We start from the raw sequence: 20,272 nt of genomic DNA on the forward strand, positions 1-20,272 counted from the left end.
GCCGATGGGGTCGTGAGGACGGCCCCATCGGTTTCGGTCGAACCCGATGATGGAGTAGCGCCACGCCCCGGATCATCCTCCACCATGTCGGGAAGGAGCAGGAGCCGGTCGTCGTCATCGATGACGCGACCGGGCTGCTGGGGTCGTTGCGGACCCTTGCGGCGAAGGCGGGGTTCGCGCCCGCCGCCACGGTCGACAGCCATTATCCCGGCCTGCTCGCGCCCGCGTCGGTCGCCTATCTGGACGGGCTGGTCCGCTTCGCGCTGCCGCTGATCACGGCGCATTTCGGCACCGGTCCGGTCGTCCCCGCCCGCGCGCGCGGCAATTTCTCGCTGGTCACGACCCCGCCCGACGCGCTGTCCCCCGACCAGCGCGTGCCGCATGTCGACGCGGCCGACCGGATGCAGTTCGCGGGCGTCCATTATCTGTCCGATCATCCGGCAGGCACCGGCTTTTTCCGCCACCGCGCCACCGGGTATGAGACGATCGATGCCGATCGCCTGGCCGTCTATCGTCGCCATCTCGACGCCGAACTTGCCGCATCCGGCCCCGGCCGGTACGTCACCGGCAACCACACTCATTTCGAGGCGATCGGGGCGGTCGAGCCACGACCAGACCGGCTGATCCTCTACCGCGCCGCCTTGCTGCACAGCGGGCTGATCGCCGCGCTTCCGCCTCATGCCGACGATCCTTCGCGAGGGCGGCTGACGGGCAATCTCTTCCTCCAATGCCGGACCACCGCATGACCCCCGACGCCCCGTTACGCAGCATCGCGATCATCGGCGGAGGGACCGCTGGCTGGATGGCCGCAGCCGCCTTGGCCCGCGTGCTGGGGCCGCAGGGACCGACCATCACCTTGGTCGAATCCGAAGAGATCGGCACGGTCGGCGTCGGCGAGGCTACGATCCCGCCGATCCAGGCGTTCAACGCGCTACTCGGCATCGACGAGAAAGACTTCGTCCGCGCGACAGGCGGCACCTTTAAGCTGGGTATCGAATTCGTTGACTGGTGGCAGCGGGGGCAGCGTTATTTCCACCCCTTCGGCGTCTATGGCATCGACGTGGGCGCGGTGCCGTTCGAGGCACTATGGCGTCGCCTCCACCAGATGGGCGAGGCCGAGCCGCTCGCCGCCTATTCGATCTGCACCGCCGCGGCGATGGCGGGGCGCTTCGGCCGCCCCCAGCCGGGCAACACGCCGCTCGCCCAGATCGGCTATGCCTTTCACTTCGACGCAACGCTCTACGCCGCCTTCCTGCGCCGCCATGCCGAGGGGGCAGGGGTGGCCCGCATCGAGGGGCGGGTGGTCGAGGTCGGCCTGCACCCCGAGACCGGCTTTATCGAGGGCGTGACGCTGGCCGACGGCGCGCGCCTGTCCGCCGATCTGTTCATCGACTGCTCGGGCTTCCGCTCGCTGTTGCTGGGGCAAGCGCTGGGGACGGGGTTCGAGGATTGGGGGCACTGGCTGCCCAACGACCGCGCCGTCGCGGTGCCCAGCGCCGTCACCGGCCCGCCTGCGCCCTATACCCGGTCGACCGCCAAACCCGCAGGCTGGCAATGGCGCATCCCGCTCCAGCACCGGATCGGCAACGGCCATGTCTATGCGAGCGCGCATATCTCCGACGACGAGGCGGTCGCGACCCTGCTCGAAGGGCTGGACGGTGAGGCGCTGGCCGACCCCCGGCTGCTACGCTTCCGGACCGGCAGGCGGAATGCCTTCTGGGTCCGCAACTGCGTCGCGCTCGGCCTGGCGAGCGGCTTCATGGAGCCGCTGGAATCGACCAGCATCCACCTGGCCCAGGCCGGGATCGCGCGATTGCTGGAGATGCTGCCGACCCGCGCCTTCGAGGGCGCGGACATCCGCCGCTACAACCGCCTGATGACCGCCGAGTTCGAAAGCATCCGCGACTTCCTGATCCTGCACTTCCACGCCAATTCGCGCGGCGACACCGCCTATTGGCGCGACCTGGCCGCCATGCCGATTCCCGAGAGTCTCGCCGAACGCATCGCCATCTACCGCCGCACGGGCCGCGTCTACCGCGAAGCCGACGAGCTGTTCAGCCGCACCAGCTGGCTGGCGGTGATGGACGGACAGGGGTTGAACGCGGACAGTTCCGACCCGATCGCGCTGGGGGTTTCGGTCGAGGCGGCGAGGGCACGGTTAGGCCGGATCGCGGAGATGACGCGGGCGGCGGTGCAGCATTTGCCGGCGCATGAAGAGTTTATCGCGCGGCATTGCGGGGTGCGATAGAAGCCAATTGAAAAACCAGATTTCAATTTACTAGCAAATACGTCTTCTCCGGTTCGAGCTACTACGATCGATAGGGCTAGGCAGCAAGAGCAATCTCAAAACGATTATTGAGGTTTGAACTGAACCGAACGTCACTCCGCGCGTGGGATGGAAGGGGCGTCGCCGGCGCCACGGTGACTGACGGTGGTTTGGGCAATTGGATGATCGCGTCGAGAGCGATCTGCGTGTTTTCGGTCACGATCCTGCCGTGATCGCCGTCGTCGTCGAGGCTCAGTTTCGGGCGCGCCGCGTCTGCATCTGGCAGGAAGAACCGGCCGGTGATCTGCAGCTTGGGCTTCGCCTTAATCCCGATGGCGTGCTCAAGTTGGAAGTCGCCAACGGGAACGCCATCGTCCTGCTCACCAGCCTCGGTCTTGACAAGGAATCGTGCAAGGCCATCCTGCTGTCCCTGCTCCGACAGAGGCTCATGGATCCACGCATCCGGCGACGGCTCGATGAAGATCCCCAGATCTCTCGATACGTCGAAGCGCTGACCACCATGGCGGCGCTGAAACCGGTTGAGGGAGAATACCACCTCGCGTGGGCCTGACGGCCCAGCGAGGCGCGCTCAGCGACCCGCAGGGACGCCCAGCCTATCGGCTGGCGCGTCCCTTTTTTTGCCTGCCATTCTCAGGCCGGCTGCGCCGCGTCCTGACCAGAAATCAGAATGGCCGCATGAGGTAGCAGCCCCATGCGGTCATCGCCGTGACTATCGGCCTCGAACCGGCTCAGGCTTCCGCCATGAGCCGCTTCTCGACCTCATCGACGCCCAGCGTCTTCACCGCCTTCATCAGCCCCTCCAGTCGATCGAGCGGGACCTTGAACAGCCCTGCCTTCTCGACTGCTCCGACAGCCGCCTCCCGCACCTTCACCTGATGCGCCTGGCGGCGCTCGGCGAGCTTGCGTTCGTCGGCCGCGATCGCGGCCAGTTCAGCGTCCAGTGACTTCGCCATAGTGTGTCCTTTTCGGTACGGCCTATCGGCTCTGAACGGGACCGATATACCGACCGATTGGCCGCACAGGAAGCCACTAGCGCGACCATGGAGCGAACCCTCGGCTCCTACCCTGCCAGAGGACCTTGATGCCGGCGCGCAGCGCCTTTCAGGCAGCTGCTTTCCGCCTAGCGGCGGATGGGGTCCCGGCGGAAAACCGAGGCGGTCCCGAGCCGTCACGAAGGGCTGGAACACCCAGAGCAATACGACGGAATCGAGACTACAGTAGAGCACACCCTACGCAAGCTGCGCTTGCCTTTTCACGTGCATTTTCAATGGGTTAGCAACCGGCAATTGAGGGTCACAATGTGTTACGCTTTGTGGCACAACGTAACACACTTAAAAACCGCAGAAAACCGCGCTTTTTGCGTGTTACGACGTGACACGAAATCGGGGCAGAAATCAACGATCTGCTTGAATGCGGGTCGGAGAGCCGCTAGAAACCACCCCGACGAAGAGCCCACCAGCCCCCCTGCTAGGGAGCTGGTTCTTAAGTACCAAAACACACTGCACGGTCCGGATCCCGCGGGATTTGCGCGACCAGGTCGATGCGGTAGCCGCACGCCAAAATCGCAGCACGTCGGACGTGATCCGACTTGCGATCGAGCAATTTGTCGCCGGTGCGAAGCGGGCCGACGACAGCCAGCTCCGGCACATGCGTGTAACCGAATATAGACAGATCGCACTCGATGCGATTATCCGCGAAAATCACCCCGAATTGCGCGACCATTTGATCGCCCAGACCGACCTTCGGATGGAGCAGTATCATGGCACGCGATGACCCCAAGGGCATGCGGCGTGACATCCGGAACGATGGCCGTCCCATCCCCCAGGAACACCACTCGGCGCGAGGCGAGCTTCCCCGCAATTCCGGCAACTTCACGCGTGGTTCGCAGCTCCTGAACACCCAGGTGCTGATGTGGCTGCAGGGGGCCAAATTGCCGATCCTGATGTGGCTCGGCGTGTTCGTTCTGGCCTACGTCATCATCCTCTCCATCACGCTCGACGAGAACAACGTCCAGCTGATCTGCATGCGGGTGCTGGCGGGCCTCTGGAATTGGGTCGCCCTCGACAACCTGAAGCAGGTCGATCTGCGGATGCCAGCGGACGTCCGGAAGCGCCTTGGCCTGAGTGGCGGTGGTGCAGTCTATCTCGACGAGACGGAGGACGGCGTGGTGTTGCGGACGGCAGGCCAGGCGGTGGCACGTGCCCAGGCTCTGGCCAAGCAGTACACCGACGGTAACCCTGACGCATCCGTGGACGCATTTCTTGCCCGACGTCGGGAGGAGAGCGGCGAATGAGCGTGGTGCTGGACGCGTCTGCGATCATTGCGATGCTCAAGGGTGAGCGTGGAGCGGCAAAGGTCGCAGCGGAGATCGGTGGGGCGCGGGTGAGCAGCGTCAACTATGCCGAGGTCGTCAGCCACTTCGTCCATGCTGGCATGCCCGAGCGCGAAGTCGATGCGATGCTCGATCCATTGCCGCTGACGGTGGTTCCGGTTGGCAGCATCCGACTATGCATCAGAACTTCCAAATACCGCTTGCAACCGAAGGGGCGTCCACAGATGGAAAGCTGCCTGCCTGCCTTCGGTGACGCCCCCCTGTTCTTTAATCCAAGCTGGGTGAGAGTTTTCCGGCCCTTTTGAAGCCTGCGGGCAAGGAGCTGGGACATGAAGAAGTCGAGGTACACGGAAGAGCAGATTGCGTTTGCGCTGAAGCAGGCGGAGACGGGCACGCCGGTGGCCGAGGTGATCCGCCGGATGGGCGTTTCGGAGCAGACATTTTACCGCTGGAAGAAGGTGTATGGCGGGCTGGGCGTCGGCGAACTGCGGCGGGTCAAGCAACTCAAGGACGAGAACCGCAAGCTAAAGCAGCTCGTCGCGGACCTGAGCCTGGACAAGCATATCCTGCAGGATGTCTTGGCAAAAAAGCTCTGACGCCTGGGCGACGGCGCGAGATCGTCGCGCACGTCCAGGCGTCCCACGGCGTCAGCGAGCGGCGCAGTTGCCTCGCGCTCGGGGTCGACCGCTCATCGGTGCGATACGTGTCGCACAAGCCGGACCAAGCGCCGCTGCGACTGCGCATTCATGATCTGGCGGCAGCACGGGTGCGCTATGGCTATTTTCGGATCTACATCCTGCTGCGCAGGGAGGGCTGGCTGGTGAATCACAAGCAGGTTTACCGGCTATATCGGGAGGATGGATTGAGCCTTCGGCTCAAGCGTCCCCGTCGAGGGCGTCAGCGCGGCGAACCGCGAACGCCAGCCTGCGGCCTCGGCGCCCAACGAAATGTGGTCGATGGACTTTGTCTCGGATGCCTTGTTCGATGGCCGGCGGCTGCGGGCGTTGACGGTAGTCGACGCGTTCACCCGCGAGGCGCTGGCGATCGAAGTCGATCAGGGTATCAAGGGCGAGCAGGTTGTCGCGGCGGTGACGCGCATCGCGTCAGTGCGTGGTGCACCGAAGACCATTCGGGTCGACAACGGTCCGGAGTTCATTTCGAAGGCGCTCGACCGGTGGGCGTATGAGAACGGCGTCACGCTTGATTTCTCGCGGCCGGGCAAGCCAACCGACAACGCTTTCGTCGAGCTTCAACGGCCGGCTTCGCGACGAGTGCCTGAACAGCCACTGGTTCCTGTCGCTGGCGGACGCTCGTGCCAAGATCGAGGCCTGGCGCCGGGACTATAACGAGAGCCGTCCTCACACGGCGCTTGGCTGGCACACGCCAGCCCAATATGCTGCATCCGTCGGGGTGAACCCCGACGGATGCAAACCGGAAACTCGCAGCATGCCCGGATGACAAACCGGGGGACCGTCAAACACCGGTCGGTCTCTGGTTGCCGCTGGATGAAAGACCGGGGTCACGTCATCTTGCCTGTATTCGCCAGCGGCCGATGCTCCACTGGGATGTAGCCGTCAGCCGGGGACCCGCAGAACAATACGCAACCGATAGCCAACACAGGCGTAACAGCAGCATCCGATAGAGCGACAGCAGCCCCTCTCACCGCCACACCGATAGCTCTTACCGTACGAGTCTCGGTTGCCACGATCTCTGGACCAGCCGCCGCCTTGAATTTAGGCGGACAGCCGCTTGATTGCGGTCCCACACATGCCATCCCCCTCAGATCGGCATGATTACCAGATCATTTGCGGCATAGGCCATATAGTTTGTTCAGTTTCATGCCTGTGAACTTAGACATCAGCCGCTCTATTACGCCGAACAGCAGAGAGAAGAGCTTCTCCATAAAGCCGCCCGGCATCACCAAAGCCGATTGCACCTAGCGCAACGCGTCGGGCAAATGATCTTTCAATCCGGCTTTCCACATACCGAGGCATGAGTTCTTTCTCCGATATTAGTGCGCATACACCATCTCTAGGGGAACAATAAGCGACTACTGCTCTCTCAGCGCAAAACACAAACAGGTTCAAGCCGGCGTAGTTGTCTATGATGAAGTTAAAAACCTCTCCTAGACCGACATCGCTTAAAGTCTCAACCTCTCCCGCTTCCGGGGCGAGGATCACAACCGAGACATGGGAAGCATCCCTCCAAAGCAGCGAAATAATTCTGAATGCTCGATATATGTCTGGCATCAGAATGACGAACGCTGTGTCTCCAGTGATCGAGGAAAGATCAAAGGGGTCTACCCTGTAGTCAATTTTTAATGACACGCATGAAGTCCTCGCGAGTGCCTACAATCGTGTTACCACGTGATCCTTGTATCTTGATCGTAGGTCCGTCTGTCGTAGCAGAGTTATCGTAGCCGATTGCCTTGGTTCCATCTGGAAAGACGACCATCGGCTTACCATCCTTAGTGGTAGTGGCTTTCACGCCAGCTTCAGCAGCAGCATCACCAATGACACCTTCAACGCTTCTTCCTTTACCACGGTTATCGATCCCAAGTTTCCCATCGGGTTTTTGGCCTCCGGTGATCACCGTCTTGCCGTCACGGCTGCGCTCTGCATTAGAACGTGGGTCATCGGCAGGCTCTGGGGTTGAGGCCTCCTCGGTGCGGGTAATCAGGCCCTGAAGACCGACAACCGATAGCAACCTAAAAGCGGCTGCGCTGACCTGATTGTTACAGTAGGTAGTCGTAGTTCTAGTAGGCGCCTTACCTCCCGTGGAAAATACGGCTGAGACGCAGCTTTCCCCACTCGGATCGCGTCCATTGACCGGATCGTTTGCGACGTAGGCATAGAGGTTGATCTGGTCGTCATACCCGATTGGGTCGGTCTGGAGGAAGCGGCCGAGCGTCGGCGAATAGACCCGCGCCTTGTAGTGATACATGCCCAGTTCCGGCAGGAATGCCTGGCCGGTATACTGGAAACGCCCCAGATTGTCGGACTTCGGTATGCCATATTCGTCATAGGCATTGATCCGGACCGGATTGCCACTCGCATCCACCACCGCGACAACCGAACCTTGGTGATCCGCCATCAGCGAGCGCCGGTCGCCAAGACCTGCGCCTTCATACCACACGAATGGGTCATCTTCACCCACGCCGTGCACATAGCGCCGCAGCATGGTGCCATTGGCGTCATACTCTGCGGTCAACTGGTCGCCGTCATACAGGAACCGCGTCGTTCCTGACGGCCCCGACACCTGCCACAAACGCCCCAGCGGGTCGTAGCGCAGGCTAACCCCCGTTGAGCTCGACACCAGCCGGTTCTCGCCATCATAGGCATAGGTGGTCGACCCGTCTGACACCAGATTGCCGTTCGTATCATAGGTGAAGCTGGCAGGCCCAGCGGTTGTATACTGGTTCTGCCCGTTAACCCCGTACCCGCGGCTTACATTGTAACGTCCGGTAAAGGCATAGGCATCGTTGTTGCGGCTATCACTCGCGATCTGACTCGCCGCGTTATATTCGAGCCTCGTTGTCACGCCGTTGCTAGCCAGGGACTGAACCTGCAAATTCAGGCGCCCCATGCCGTCATACTCATATGACGTCTTCGCAGCGACCTTGTTGAGCGTGTCCAGCAGCCCTTTCGCATTCCAATCAACACTCGTGATCCACGCTCCGTCCGGCTGTCGGACGGCTGCCAGACGGTCGAGCCCATCATAGCTCATGTCGAACGCCACATTGTCAGGATGGGTGATCTTGGTGCGGTTGCCGTCGGCGTCATACTGGTAGGACAAGGTCCGGCTCTGCCCATCCATGACCGTCGTGCTTGAGACTACAGCCCCGAAGCCGTCATAGGCCGTCGTCACCCCCTCGCCGGTAATATTGTCAAATCGCGCGTAGGTCTGCAGGCCACGGAGGTCGTAGCCGTAGTACACGTCTCGCGTCGTGTCCAACGGCGCGCACGCCCCCATCTGGATCGGCGCACAACCGTCCGCCACCACCTTCGACGTTACCCGGTTCAGCGCGTCATAGCCAAAGGTGAGCGTCCGCCCGTCGCGCCGCCTCAGGCTCGTTCGGTTGCCGTTCGCATCATAGCCATAGGCCTCATAGTCGTTGCTATCGACCTGACCGGTGCTCGTCTTGGACGGGAACACCCAGCTCGTCTGACGGTCGAACCCGTCATAGTCCATCTGCGACAAATTGCCGTTGGCATCCTTCACGCTAGTCCGCTTGCCATTCGGGCTGTAGGTATAAGTAGCATAAGTCTGCTGCAGGTCGGTACCATAAGCTCGAATCACCCGCAGCAGCTGGCCAGCCGCGTCATATTCGTTGCGCGTGATCCGATCAGGTCCGGCGTCTCCCGGCGTACCCAATGTACACGCCGAAGCTGGCAGCGAATTGAATGCGGCCGGGTTCATCCGCACTGCCGTGCATTCCACTAGGCCGCGGTTGTTGTAACTATATTGCGTGAGGGTCTGCACGCCACCGCCGCTCGCCCACTCCACCGTCTTGCGATCCATCGTATCGTAGAGGATATCGACCTGGGAAAATATGGTGAAGCCTGACCAGTTCGCTGGCGCGACATTGTCCGACTGCCAATCCTGCAATTGCCCCCTGTCGACGCGGATCAGCCGACCATTCGTGTCGTAGCTGTTGCGCACTGCCAAATAGCGAAGCGAACCGTTCCCGTCGGGGTCCGGCGCGATCGTGCCTGTAACACGGCGCGCCGCGTCGTAGCGCGTGGCAGAGGTGAAGTCGGACGGGCTTGCCTGGCCCCAGCCCGCGCTCCCCACCATCAGCGCACCACACAGCAGCGCTGCCTTCGTCAAGCCCCGCATCGCAACACCTCCCCCAATAGGCTTCACGCTTCCCCGCACCTCGCTCACAGGCAACCCCCAAGCCCGGCACGCGGCTTCGTCTCCGAGACCCGGTTGCCAGCATAGTCGTAGCCAAAGCACGTCCGACGAGTCTGGCCGTCCGCCGTGACCGCGATACCGCGAACCAGCAAATTGCCCCCAACGCCGTCAGGTCCGTACTCATACTTTGTTGTGAACTGGGGCGATTTACTATCGCACTTTGCAGGTCTGCTATCCCTTTCGGCCTGGCAGACGGTTTCCGAGTCCTTCATCCAGATTGGGCTGGCAGCCGGCACAACACCACCCGCACCGCTCTGCACATAGGCATATTTCTGTACATATGTGTATTTCGTCAGACGGCGTAGCTCACCCGGCGCAGGCGCCGGCTGTAATTCAGAATCGATACTTCCAAAGCTGGTATATGTGTAGTCGGTTTGTGCTGAATTTGCGTCTTTTTCCCAAATAGGCTTTGCACACGTTTGGGGAGACGTGGAGCAATTCGAGCTAAAATCATAGCCATAGCTTTTTGTTAATGTGCTGCCATCCGTTCCCGTTAAAACACGTTTGGAAACGGCGCGCCATGGACCCGAATACTCAATTGCAATTTTATTTCCTCTTGGTAACGTTACGGACTTCAGCGTCGATCCAAAATTCGTCGGATATTCTGCGGGAGAATCGTAACTTTTACCGCCCTCAAATAAATATTTGGTTTCGTTTGAATTTGCATCGACAATGCTGACCGGGGATGTTTCCATAAAGTTGTATCGCGAAACGTTACCTGCTGGGTCAGTCATGTCGGTTGTCGACGTAGCTGTCGCATCCGCATATATGTCAGGGTCCCTGACACCGTCATATCTTCCGTAATATTGATATTTCCATATAGCGCCATCAGCCATTTTTTGCTGGGAAACCATCCAGCTCCCATGTGAGTCCTCATATGTGTTTGCGATCTGACACGCCTGCTTTGCGGTGGAAACACATGTAATTCTGTCAACGGACCAAGTATATGATTTCGATTCACCTGCCGCATTCACCACTCCTGACAGATGACCATTGTCATATGAATATGAAGATTTTAGCTTTGCGGTGCTGCACCCAATATTCACACTTACAAACGTAACTCCTGTATTATATCCACAAGCCACACTTATAAGATTTGAGGCGTTATACTCAAAAGCAAGTGCATAACCCGATGAGTCAGTTACAAGTTTTAATCGGGATGAAGAGTCATAGAAAAACGTCTGTCTACGACCATCTGCAAATGTGATATTTTCAATCCTGAACGAATTGCCAGGCCCGCCCAAAGGGGCGATGGTGCCAAATTCGTACCTAGTGCCACTTTGATCTAAATAATTATATACGCCATTACCAATACGAGACAGGGACCCTTTTAAGCTGTCGTCATCATTGCCAAAAGCAAGATTTTGGGAATAAGATGTGGATGCTACGTCGCTATATTGCCCAGAAGCAGAATTACCCATGTGGACTATAGGGCGCCTATTTACCACGCAGGAATTGCTGCCGCCATTTGAAGGGCAGCGCCGCTTCGAATTAGCGGCGGTATATATAGAAAAATTGTGCGTGGTCCGGGGGCCAAAAGGCGGGCTATTCGGATCGCGCCTGCCGCCAATATGAAAGCGTTCAAAACTTAGGGGGCCGATAGATAAGTCAACATCTGACATCATAAAGCTTCCGTCAGATAAACTGACGCCCCCGGGTGAGTTTGTGGTAACCTTGGGGGGCGTGAAATCCTGAGAGATGGCATCAGTTGGCGCCAACATCACGGCTAACGGAATCAAATAGGATATCGATTTCACTTTTTCTCTCTGAATAGACACATGCATTCATCATGCAATTATAAAAAGAGTCAGCTTGATATAACGATCAAGGACGGTCAATTTATCGGAATTATGGTAAATCCATTCAAAGGTATTACTACAAATCTTTTGACGCTAGGCAATCCGGCAGAAGCGCCCGGGTCGCCGGAGCTATTCGTCGCACCGGCGACCGTGTAATTGGTTCGATTGCCCGCCGCGTCATATTTTATATCTGTCGTAACATTTTGCGAGCCGGTAGTTTTTGAACTGACCAATCGACCTAGTGCGTCGTATGTATACTTCGTTGTATCTTGAGCTTTTGCTACGCCAGAAGCACCAAGGCCCGCGCAGAGCATCAAAATCCTTACTTTCAAGGCAAACTCCTTGGGTTCTAGGTGGCTGTCCATCCCGGTGGACCTGAATCGCGTCAATATGGCATTGATCGGTAAATTTTGACAAGACAGTCATTGTAATGTCATCGGAATTATAGAAATGACAGCGTGCAGGCGCTTTCGCTATGAGGCGTGCACGATAGGGTTTTGGTTGGGGGTGGACAATTTGCTAAGGCGCATGTTTAGCTTCGCTTTGTGTACAGGCTCGGGTTTCTGGTTGTCTGCGGCGCAAGCTGACTATTGTGCCGTTAGGCCTACGGCGGTCATCGTTCATACAAACCAGATTGTGTATTTCACGGCAGAAAATGTTTGCATTGACTGGTGTCAATTGCCGCCGGGGTGGTCTGACGCAACGAAGGACCGGGCTTTCTCGCTTCTCACAACGGCGATCGCCCAAAATCGAGTTGTTACTCTATTCTTTGCATCGGGGTGTGGCAGGCAGCCAGTGTACGCTGAGCCCGAGGTCGTCATACTTAACCGAGATCGGTGAAATTGTCCTGTTCACGTTAAACCGTTTTCGTGGAGTTATCCAAATGTGGCGCGCCATAAAATATTGTCAAATCTGTGCAATCGCCCTGGCTGCGGTGGGGTGGCCAAATGTCGCGTTTGCGGAAGGAGCCGTGTCTGGAAAAATTGCAGTCATTCAGTCTTATAAAGGGCATAATGGCTTGCTGGTTCAGATAAGCACGGCTCCGGTAAACCCGGACGGATGTCCATCCTCAAGCTGGTACATATTTCCCGATGATTCACCAAGATCTGCATTTGTCCAGGGTGCAATGCTAACTGCAATGCACAGCGGAAGGCCAATATGGGTGATGCTCTCAGGGTGCTATGAGAACTATCCCATGATCAAACATATCAGCCTTCTGCCGTAACATATTGGTGCTTAGATATGGTTTTTCATATTTTGTTCACAGGTGGGGCGATGTGGCGGCGTTTTGGATTGTCTAGCGCCTTTCTGCTTTCGTTCATCGCGATGACCAATTCCGCATCGGCGGAAGTGTTCACGTGCTTGGCGGACCCTTCAAAGCGGCTTTCGATTGACTCCGGCGGCAGTGTCCTGGTGGATATCGATGGGGCGGGGATCATCAACATCTGTTCTTTGTCGAATGGTGATCGGGGTGTTACCAAGGAGGCTTGTGCCGGTTGGTATAGCACGCTCCTGACATATCGCTTCCAGAAGGCCAAAGCGCGTTTGTATTTCAACCAGGAATATTATGGGATGGCCGGCGTAACGAGCTGTCCGGCATTGGGCGATTGGCATGCTCGCACGCCTTATTACATCGAGCCGGGCTGACATTCTGGCCTTTATCGTCCCGGCATATGGCAATAAAGGCTTGCCGGGTAGCGGCGTGGCTTATTTGCGGTCCCCGCTCTACGTCATTCAATACAAGGGGTGGGTTGCATGCGCCTTATAAAGTCCGGTCGCTTTTCGATTGCGACGATCACTTTTGCCAGCGCCTCGCTCGCTCGCGCGCAGGAATTTGGTGGCGATCCGGCAGGGTCGGGTGTGATCGTCGGCGCTGTTCACTGGCTTCAGGGTACTCTCCTCGGCACCGTTGCCACCGTTGCTGCTGTCATCGCCGTCGCGGTCGTCGGCTTCATGATGCTGACGGGGCGCATCAACTGGCGCTATGGCGCAACGGTTATTCTAGGCTGTTTCATCCTGTTCGGTGCGGCCAGCATCGTCGCCGGAATTCAGTCGACTGCCACGCTGGGTGGGTAAGCCATGAGCGACCTTGACCAGGACCATTTGTTTGTCGCCTTGACCAGGCCACAGATGTTTGCCGGTGTCACCTATAGCTATTTCACAGCCAATGCGGTGGTTGCGACGGAATTATTCCTGCTGTTCCGTTCCATCTGGGTGCTTGTGGCTGCAGTCTCGATCCATCTCGTTGGCGTCTTGCTTTGCGTACGCGAGCCGCGCTTCTTCGACCTTTGGCTGACCAAAGTCGGGCGATGCCCCCGCGTACGCAATCATCGCATCTGGTCTTGCAATTCCTATAAACCGTAGATGTACGGAATTTCATTATTTAAGGGATACCACGGGGCGCAGCATGAAATTTGTAAAATCTCGATTTTTGGCCGGCATGCTGTTGACGGCTGCAGTCCAATCTGCGGCCTGCGCCGATGGTGGTAGCGGAGCCATGATTCCGACCGGCGTGACCGCAGAAGGCGGCAATATTTACATATCTGGCAAGAATCTCAACCCAGACAAATGCGCCATGGATACGGTCGCAATTGTGCGAGCCGCCAACACGGATGAAGCCAATCGCATGATGAGCCTGGCTGTTTCGGCCATGCTCTCAAGGCATAAGATTTCCATGTGGTTCATTGGGTGCGCGCCCGTTCCATGGGCTCCTTCAGCGCCGCAGGTGGTCTCGGTCGCGCTGAGCGATGGATGAGGCGTGCCGGGGCAAAATGGATAGTTTCAATGCTAGGGGGGGCATATGTCGAAGTGGAAGGTTTTCGCGACTGGGTCATTGCTAGCGCTTGCCAGTATTTCGGAGCCGGCTAGCGCGTTCGGCTTTGCCGGTTCGATAGTGCCCAAGTCGGTTCACGCGGAGGGCGGCTGGATCTACCTGTTCGGCAGCTTCAGCAACCCCGATAAATGCGCCACGAGCGATGTACTGATCATCAACGCTGCCAATTCGGAGGAGTTGGCGCGAATGACCAGTATGGCGATTACAGCGAAGACAACGGGCAAGCCGTTGAGTATCTGGGTCGACGGCTGCCAATCGGTGCCCTGGTTCCCCAATGCGCCCAAGGCCTATGCCATGGCGATGGGCGACCGGTAGAGCGATAGCAAAGGCCTGCCTGTTTCAATGCCGGATCACATTATGACAGGTCTATTGCCTGCCCTGACACGAGACCCGAAGGTCGTAAGCCGGGAGAAGCCGGTCGGCGCGCATCTTCCCTACGCCCGGCAGGTCGATCCCCATACGCTCGAGACGCGCGATGGCCTGCTCATGCAGGTCATCCACCTACGTGGCCTGTTGTTCGAGACGGCCGACACCGACGAGTTGAACTATCGCAAGCGGTTGCGTGATGCGATGTTGCAGGCGATCGGATCTTCGAACTTCGCCATTTACCACCATATCGTACGGCGTCGCGTCGATGTGTCGCTGGATGGCGAATTCACCGACCCATTCTCCGCACGATTGGACACCGCCTGGCAGGCCCGGCTCGCCGGGCGACGCCTATACGTCAACGACCTGTATCTCACGCTGGTGCGTCGCCCACTCCAGGGGCGCATCGGCGTTCTCGACAAGATCCGCGCGAGCTTTTCGAAGCAGGGGTCAGAGGCGGGCGCCCATGATCTACGCCAGCTCGATACCGCCCGGGATGCATTGATCGCAGCGCTGGGGAGCTACAGCCCCCGATTGCTCGGTACCTATGATACGCCGGAGGGGACGTGCTCCGAGCCTTTGGAGTTCCTGTCCGATCTGCTCAACGGAGAGATGCGGCCCGTTCTCCTGCCCATGCAGGATGTTGGGCATTATCTGCCCTATCGTCGCATCAGCTTTGGTCAGGAAACGGTCGAACTGGGGCCCGCAGGGCGTTCTGATCGCGGCTTTCTGGGGCTGGTGTCGATCAAGGATTATCCGGGACAGACCAGTGCCGGTATGTTCGACGAACTGCTCCGGCTTCCGCTCGAACTTGTGCTGTCCCAGTCCTTCGGCTTCACCGACCGCCAAGCGGCGCTCGGCCGGATGAACCTGGCGCTCCGGCGCATGCGATCGGCGGAAGACGAGGCCGTCAGTCTGCGCGCGAACCTGTCGGAGGCCAAGGACGAGGTGGCTGCTGGCCGTGCCGCCTTTGGCGAACACCATATGACGATCGGAGTGCGTGGCGACACGCCTGCCGAAGTCGATGCTGGCATTGCCGAAGTACAGGCCACGCTCGCGGAATTGGGCATTATCGCCGTACGCGAGGACATTGCACTCGAACCCGCCTTCTGGGCGCAGTTTCCGGGCAACTTCAAATACATTGCCAGGCGGGGTCTGATATCCACAGCCAATTTCGCCGGGCTGGCGAGTGGGCATAATTTCGCGCTGGGCCAGGAACAGGGCAATCACTGGGGGCAGGCCATCTCCCTGCTGGAGACGACCGCCGCAGGCCCCTATTATTTCAACTTCCACCAAGGCGATCTGGGCAACTTCACGATCATCGGCCCGTCGGGTTCGGGCAAGACCGTCGTCCTGAACTTCCTCTTGGCCCAGGCCCGTAAGGTCGATCCCCGGATCGTGTTCTTTGACAAGGACCGCGGCGCCGAGTTGTTCGTGCGAGCGATTGGCGGGCGCTATGATGTGTTGCGTCCCGGACTGCCCTCCGGGCTCAACCCTCTGATGCTCGGCGATACGCCTGCCAATCGCCAGTTCCTGATCGAATGGCTGTCGCAATTGGCTGGCAATGTCGATCTTGAGGAGGTCGGACGGATCAAGGATGCAGTCGACGCCAATTACCGTGCGCCTGCCGATTTTCGGCGCCTGCGTCATCTGGTCGAGCTGTTCCGGGGCGATCGGCGCCCGCAGTCGGGAGATTTGTGGTCACGGCTTCGCCCATGGTGGGGGGAAGGCGAGCGTGCCTGGCTGTTCGACAATGCGGTGGACACAACCGACCTTGCCGTGCGGGCTGTCGGCTTCGACATGACGCAGATCCTAGACGATCCCACCGTCCGCACGCCGGCCATGATGTATCTCTTCCACCGGGTCGAGGACCGGCTCGATGGCACGCCGGCCATCATCGTCGTCGACGAAGGCTGGAAAGCGCTAGACGACGACATCTTCGTGCGGCGGATCAAGGATTGGGAAAAGACGATCCGCAAACGCAACGGCATCGTCGGCTTCGCCACGCAAAGCGCGCAGGATGCACTGCAGAGCAAGATCGCCAGCGCGATTATCGAGCAGGCCGCGACGCAGATCTTCATGGCCAATCCAAAGGCCCAAGAAGCGGATTATGTCGGCGGCTTCGGCCTGTCGGCGCATGAGTTCGAACTGGTGCGCTCGCTGCCTGACAGCGCGCACTGTTTCCTGATCAAGCATGGCAATGAAAGTGTCGTCGCGCGTCTCAATCTCAGTGGTGAGCGGGAAATGCTGACCATTTTGTCCGGGCGAGAGCGTACGGTGCGTCTGCTCGATGACATTCGCGCAGAGGTTGGCGACGATCCCGATGCATGGCTGCCGCGCCTTCTGGAGAAGGCCTGATGGCCATAGGCTGCGCGATCTCGCCCGCTCCCGACAGCTTTGCTTCGAGCCTGCTGGGGTATCTCGATTGTCAGGCGGTCACTCTGGGGGCACAAGGCTTTCAGGCGCTGGCGGCACCGGGATCGAGCGTCTCGTTGCTCCTGGCAGCGCTGCTGACGATCTTTGTCGCGCTGATCGGCTACCGCATGCTGTTCGGCGAGACGCCTGGCGTGCGGGAAGGCGTACTCAGCATCGCCAAGATTGGCATCGTGCTGGCCTTTGCGACGAGCTGGCCTGCCTATCGCACCGTCGTCTTCGATGTAGTACTTCGGTCCCCAGCCGAGCTTGCCGGCGAGATCGGCAGGCCTGCTGGCCTGCCCGGCGCTACCGGGGGACTTGCCGCGCGCATGGACGAGGTCGATCGGTCCTTGCGCATACTTGCAATCTACGGCGTCGGCGTGCCCACCCGTGAGCAGGTGGAGCAGGCCAATGGGGTGGCACCACCCCTGTTTGCAAATTTCGATGTCTTTGCGCTCGGCGCAGCGCGCGTCGCCTTTCTGATCGGCAGCCTTGGCGCCTTTGCGTTAGTGCGTCTCGTTGCCGGTCTGCTGCTAGCGCTGGGGCCGCTTTTCATCGCCTTTTTGCTGTTCCCGGTAACGCGGGGGCTGACCGAAGGCTGGGTCCGGGGGCTGCTGACGGCGACGTTGGGGGCCGCTGCTGCGGCCATCGTGTTGGGCATTGAGCTCGCCCTTCTCCAGCCATGGCTGACGGATCTCGTCACGCAGCGTGCCAGTCGCATTGCTATTCCCGGCATTCCGGTCGCCTTGTTGGCGACAACGATGATCTTTGCCCTTACCACGGCTGGTGTGCTTGCCGTGATCGCAAAAATCGCCTTCACGGTGCGGTTTCCTGCCCTAGCCTGGCGAACCTTCGAACCTGCCCCGGCATCCGCAGGCGACGCGAACAAGATGATTAGGGATGTCAGCACGCCAGGGCCAGCGAACATGGTTTCGCGGTCCCGGGCGATGGCTATCGCTGACAGCGTAGCGGCTTCGCAGCGCCGGGAGGAGAATGGGGCAAGCTCCGGAATCTCGCGTGCCCATCTGGTCGGGGGGAGTCTGCAAAAGGCTACCAATACGTCAGAAGTCGTTACCCGGCCCCTCGGCCAGAGTTTCCGCCGGAGGGTGCAGGGCCGCGTTTCAGGCAGTGTGGTACGGCGAAATACTGGCTCTTAGTCCGGCGATTTGAGCAATTACCGAAGGGGGGCATTTTGTGATTTTGAGAAGACTGAGGTGCAGCTTAAAGCTGTTTACTACGCTTTTGGTAGCTAGCTTCGCAGCAGCTCCTGTTTTGGCGGGGCGGCAAGCGGGAAGCGTCGTCTACGTATCCGCAGATCGGACCTTTGGTAAGGGTGTCATCACTTTTAGGTTAGCCGGGGGGGCGCCGACGGAAAAGCCATCATGTGCCTCGGCTGACGATTTGCGGTGGGCCCTAAATGTGGGCAGCGGTTCGACGGCGGACCAGTATATATATATATTCCTCTCTGTTGTCGGCTATGGCCGGTGGGTGGAAAGTTACTATTGTTGGAACCGGGCAATGCTCTACGGCATCATGGCTCGAAGACATAGCGTACGTAGAAGTCAGTAAGTGAACATTGTAGAAAGTTGGAGGCACTCATCGGGGTGCACGGGTAAGGGCGTTTGATTATGACGAAGGCTGCCAAGCGGTCCGAGAAGGCCTATTTCGCACAGGGCGCGACCTGGGCGCAGGATCGTCAGGATGCTTTGCAGACGTCGCGGCGCGTGGCGTGGATCATTGCGTCCGTCGCTGTCGTCATCGCCCTTTGCGAAGCCCTGGCGCTCGTCATCCTCATGCCGCTGAAAACGGTAGTACCCTATACATTGATGGTCGACCGGCAGACGGGATTTGTGCAAGCGCTCAAGCCGCTCGATACGCAGCTCGTGTCTGGTGACAAGGCGCTGACCCAGTCGTTCCTCGTGCAATATGTCATTGCGCGTGAGGGCTATGACCGGGACACGCTGCAAGCCGATTATCGCAAGGTCGGGCTCTGGTCGACCGGTCAGGCGCGCGCCGATTATGTCGCTGCGATGCAGGCATCGAACCCCGACAGCCCCCTTGCCCGGCTCCCGGCCTCGACGCTGATCGACGTCCAGGTGAAGAGCGTCACGCCGATCGGGAAGAATGTCGCGATGGTACGCTTCGAAACCCGGCGCCGCGATGCTGGCGGGCAGATCCAGCCCGGCCGGGCCTGGGTCGCTGCGATCCGCTATGGTTATTCCGGCGAGCCGCTGAGCATCGCCGATCGCTTCGTCAATCCGCTCGGGTTCCAGGTGCAGCGCTATCGCCGCAGCGAAGAGGTTCTGCCTGCGCCTGACCCGGTCACCGTACCGTCACCGGTCACCCTGGCCCCGGTGCCGAACAACGTGGCGCAAGCCCCGCTGCGAGCGCCGCAGCCGTGACCTGGCGCATCCTTGCCGTTGCCCTGACACTGAGCATCGCTAGCGGCACTACACAGGCGCAAATGATGGCGTGGTCGGGCGGGGGGGATAACCGCATCCAGTCGATCGAGTATCGCAACAATCAGGTCGTGCGCATCCGGGCCGCGCCGGGATATCAGGTGACGATCGAACTGGCGCCGGACGAGCGGATCGAGAGCGTCGCCTTAGGCGACAGCGGTGCTTTCCAAGTGACCGCGAACAAGGCAGGCAACCTGTTGTTCGTCAAGCCGGTCCAGGCCGACATCTCTACGAACCTCACCGTCGTGACCGATGTTCGGACCTATAATTTCGAACTGGTCGGCGTGGCGGAAGCGGGGGGCGATCTGCCCTACGCCATCCGTTTCAGTTACCCATCTGCTGGCGGCATGAGCCCGCAAGGCATGCCCGGTGGGGCGGTGCAGGGCAAGGTGATCGGCAAATACAAGCTCTCTGGCCATCGTACACTCTTGCCCGAAGCCATTAGCGACGACGGCACTCGGACCTTCATCGAGTGGTCGGCCGATGGTCCGCTCCCTGCGGTCTACAGCGTTGACACTGACGGCCGGGAGACACTCGTCAATGGCAATATGCGGGGCAAATTCTTCGTGATCGATGGTGTCTCCCCGCGTCTGGTCTTCCGGGTCGATCGGCATCGCGCGCGAGCCGATCGGATCGACATGACCGAAGAGGAAGAAGGAAAGTAAGCATGGCAGACCCCAGCCAGGCTGCCGACAATGTGAGCAGCGATCCTCGCCAAACTGCCGATACGGCTGCGGAGCGGGATGTTCGTCCTGTCGTCCAGCGACCGCGTACTGGCTTGTCAGGCCCGGCCATCGGCGGGCTTGCCGCCATTGCAGGCCTTGGCCTTTTCGGGGTGCTGGAGGCACGACGCCAGTCCACCAG

Annotated in this window: 18 protein-coding genes and 1 pseudogene; 16 read left to right on the top strand and 3 right to left on the bottom strand. The window is 59.5% G+C overall.

Annotated features, from left to right (window positions below):
- Positions 1 to 74: 74 nt before the first annotated feature.
- From NS355_RS07670 to NS355_RS07680, 3 genes are all read left to right on the top strand, one after another.
- Positions 75 to 746: a DUF6445 family protein gene (locus tag NS355_RS07670; protein ID WP_275934717.1), complete on the top strand. Its 672-nt coding sequence runs from the start codon at positions 75 to 77 to the stop codon at positions 744 to 746.
- Positions 743 to 2,248 (top strand): tryptophan halogenase family protein, encoded by a 1,506-nt coding sequence (locus tag NS355_RS07675; protein ID WP_084787688.1) that lies wholly within the window; start codon positions 743 to 745, stop codon positions 2,246 to 2,248. Before NS355_RS07670 ends, NS355_RS07675 begins: the two co-directional genes overlap by 4 nt.
- Positions 2,249 to 2,444: 196 nt before the next feature.
- On the top strand, positions 2,445 to 2,837 hold the full coding sequence (locus NS355_RS07680; RefSeq protein ID WP_153008110.1) for a hypothetical protein: 393 nt from the start codon (positions 2,445 to 2,447) through the stop codon (positions 2,835 to 2,837).
- Between the two features lie 178 nt (positions 2,838 to 3,015).
- Here the strand turns inward: NS355_RS07680 and NS355_RS07685 are convergent, their stop codons facing one another.
- A complete protein-coding gene (locus NS355_RS07685) occupies positions 3,016 to 3,240 on the bottom strand; it encodes a hypothetical protein (RefSeq protein ID WP_058745170.1) in 225 nt (74 codons plus the stop codon).
- A gap of 457 nt (positions 3,241 to 3,697) precedes the next feature.
- Here NS355_RS07685 and NS355_RS19470 point away from each other — a divergent pair, with 457 nt between their 5' ends.
- From NS355_RS19470 to NS355_RS18190, 4 genes and pseudogenes are all read left to right on the top strand, one after another.
- Positions 3,698 to 4,060: a ribbon-helix-helix protein, CopG family gene (locus NS355_RS19470; protein WP_084787683.1), complete on the top strand. Its 363-nt coding sequence runs from the start codon at positions 3,698 to 3,700 to the stop codon at positions 4,058 to 4,060.
- 316 nt (positions 4,061 to 4,376) lie between these two features.
- Entirely contained in the window at positions 4,377 to 4,580 is a 204-nt protein-coding gene (locus NS355_RS19205; protein WP_209445040.1) for an AbrB/MazE/SpoVT family DNA-binding domain-containing protein, read from the top strand.
- The gene (locus NS355_RS19285) at positions 4,577 to 4,924 is read left to right on the top strand and encodes a PIN domain-containing protein (RefSeq protein WP_244489595.1); all 348 of its coding nucleotides are present in this window, start codon (positions 4,577 to 4,579) and stop codon (positions 4,922 to 4,924) included. Before NS355_RS19205 ends, NS355_RS19285 begins: the two co-directional genes overlap by 4 nt.
- Before the next feature lie 24 nt (positions 4,925 to 4,948).
- A pseudogene (locus NS355_RS18190) lies at positions 4,949 to 6,077 on the top strand (IS3 family transposase).
- 852 nt (positions 6,078 to 6,929) lie between these two features.
- On the opposite strand, the gene NS355_RS07715 reads toward NS355_RS18190, so the two are convergent.
- Both NS355_RS07715 and NS355_RS18655 read right to left on the bottom strand, forming a co-directional pair.
- Positions 6,930 to 9,458 carry an RHS repeat domain-containing protein gene (locus NS355_RS07715; RefSeq protein WP_058745173.1) on the bottom strand — a complete coding sequence of 843 codons (2,529 nt, stop codon included), beginning with the start codon at positions 9,456 to 9,458 and terminating at the stop codon, positions 6,930 to 6,932.
- A gap of 44 nt (positions 9,459 to 9,502) precedes the next feature.
- Positions 9,503 to 11,293 (bottom strand): RHS repeat protein, encoded by a 1,791-nt coding sequence (locus NS355_RS18655; protein WP_153008111.1) that lies wholly within the window; start codon positions 11,291 to 11,293, stop codon positions 9,503 to 9,505.
- Between the two features lie 1,284 nt (positions 11,294 to 12,577).
- On the opposite strand from NS355_RS18655, the gene NS355_RS07720 reads away from it, so the two are divergent.
- From NS355_RS07720 to NS355_RS07755, 9 genes are all read left to right on the top strand, one after another.
- Positions 12,578 to 12,982, top strand: a complete 405-nt coding sequence (locus NS355_RS07720) for a hypothetical protein (RefSeq protein ID WP_153008112.1) — start codon at positions 12,578 to 12,580, stop codon at positions 12,980 to 12,982.
- Positions 12,983 to 13,090: 108 nt separating this feature from the next.
- On the top strand, positions 13,091 to 13,411 hold the full coding sequence (locus tag NS355_RS07725; protein WP_058745175.1) for a TrbC/VirB2 family protein: 321 nt from the start codon (positions 13,091 to 13,093) through the stop codon (positions 13,409 to 13,411).
- 3 nt (positions 13,412 to 13,414) lie between these two features.
- The gene (locus tag NS355_RS07730; protein ID WP_058745176.1) at positions 13,415 to 13,699 is read left to right on the top strand and encodes a type IV secretion system protein VirB3; all 285 of its coding nucleotides are present in this window, start codon (positions 13,415 to 13,417) and stop codon (positions 13,697 to 13,699) included.
- A 43-nt stretch (positions 13,700 to 13,742) separates the two neighbouring features.
- Positions 13,743 to 14,090 carry a hypothetical protein gene (locus tag NS355_RS18660; protein WP_153008113.1) on the top strand — a complete coding sequence of 116 codons (348 nt, stop codon included), beginning with the start codon at positions 13,743 to 13,745 and terminating at the stop codon, positions 14,088 to 14,090.
- 45 nt (positions 14,091 to 14,135) lie between these two features.
- The gene (locus tag NS355_RS07735) at positions 14,136 to 14,483 is read left to right on the top strand and encodes a hypothetical protein (protein ID WP_153008114.1); all 348 of its coding nucleotides are present in this window, start codon (positions 14,136 to 14,138) and stop codon (positions 14,481 to 14,483) included.
- Between the two features lie 27 nt (positions 14,484 to 14,510).
- Positions 14,511 to 16,892 (top strand): VirB4 family type IV secretion/conjugal transfer ATPase, encoded by a 2,382-nt coding sequence (locus tag NS355_RS07740; protein WP_153008115.1) that lies wholly within the window; start codon positions 14,511 to 14,513, stop codon positions 16,890 to 16,892.
- On the top strand, positions 16,862 to 18,106 hold the full coding sequence (locus tag NS355_RS07745; RefSeq protein WP_084787686.1) for a type IV secretion system protein: 1,245 nt from the start codon (positions 16,862 to 16,864) through the stop codon (positions 18,104 to 18,106). The genes NS355_RS07740 and NS355_RS07745 overlap by 31 nt, the downstream gene beginning before the upstream one ends.
- Before the next feature lie 471 nt (positions 18,107 to 18,577).
- Positions 18,578 to 19,351: a virB8 family protein gene (locus NS355_RS07750; RefSeq protein WP_058745180.1), complete on the top strand. Its 774-nt coding sequence runs from the start codon at positions 18,578 to 18,580 to the stop codon at positions 19,349 to 19,351.
- Positions 19,348 to 20,073: a TrbG/VirB9 family P-type conjugative transfer protein gene (locus tag NS355_RS07755; protein ID WP_153008116.1), complete on the top strand. Its 726-nt coding sequence runs from the start codon at positions 19,348 to 19,350 to the stop codon at positions 20,071 to 20,073. The genes NS355_RS07750 and NS355_RS07755 overlap by 4 nt, the downstream gene beginning before the upstream one ends.
- Positions 20,074 to 20,272 lie beyond the last annotated feature (199 nt).

Source organism: Sphingomonas yabuuchiae (assembly GCF_001477495.1).
Classification (GTDB): domain Bacteria; phylum Pseudomonadota; class Alphaproteobacteria; order Sphingomonadales; family Sphingomonadaceae; genus Sphingomonas; species Sphingomonas yabuuchiae_A.

Coding starts and splice junctions, on each gene's coding strand:
- NS355_RS07685 (WP_058745170.1), bottom strand. CDS start 3,240: ATGGCGAAGTCACTGGACGCTGAACTGGCCGCGATCGCGGCCGACGAA.
- NS355_RS18660 (WP_153008113.1), top strand. CDS start 13,743: ATGAAATTTGTAAAATCTCGATTTTTGGCCGGCATGCTGTTGACGGCT.
- NS355_RS07740 (WP_153008115.1), top strand. CDS start 14,511: ATGCCGGATCACATTATGACAGGTCTATTGCCTGCCCTGACACGAGAC.
- NS355_RS07730 (WP_058745176.1), top strand. CDS start 13,415: ATGAGCGACCTTGACCAGGACCATTTGTTTGTCGCCTTGACCAGGCCA.
- NS355_RS07725 (WP_058745175.1), top strand. CDS start 13,091: ATGCGCCTTATAAAGTCCGGTCGCTTTTCGATTGCGACGATCACTTTT.
- NS355_RS07720 (WP_153008112.1), top strand. CDS start 12,578: ATGGTTTTTCATATTTTGTTCACAGGTGGGGCGATGTGGCGGCGTTTT.
- NS355_RS07745 (WP_084787686.1), top strand. CDS start 16,862: ATGGCTGCCGCGCCTTCTGGAGAAGGCCTGATGGCCATAGGCTGCGCG.
- NS355_RS19470 (WP_084787683.1), top strand. CDS start 3,698: ATGCGGGTCGGAGAGCCGCTAGAAACCACCCCGACGAAGAGCCCACCA.
- NS355_RS07735 (WP_153008114.1), top strand. CDS start 14,136: ATGTCGAAGTGGAAGGTTTTCGCGACTGGGTCATTGCTAGCGCTTGCC.
- NS355_RS07675 (WP_084787688.1), top strand. CDS start 743: ATGACCCCCGACGCCCCGTTACGCAGCATCGCGATCATCGGCGGAGGG.
- NS355_RS19285 (WP_244489595.1), top strand. CDS start 4,577: ATGAGCGTGGTGCTGGACGCGTCTGCGATCATTGCGATGCTCAAGGGT.
- NS355_RS07715 (WP_058745173.1), bottom strand. CDS start 9,458: ATGCGGGGCTTGACGAAGGCAGCGCTGCTGTGTGGTGCGCTGATGGTG.
- NS355_RS07750 (WP_058745180.1), top strand. CDS start 18,578: ATGACGAAGGCTGCCAAGCGGTCCGAGAAGGCCTATTTCGCACAGGGC.
- NS355_RS19205 (WP_209445040.1), top strand. CDS start 4,377: ATGCCAGCGGACGTCCGGAAGCGCCTTGGCCTGAGTGGCGGTGGTGCA.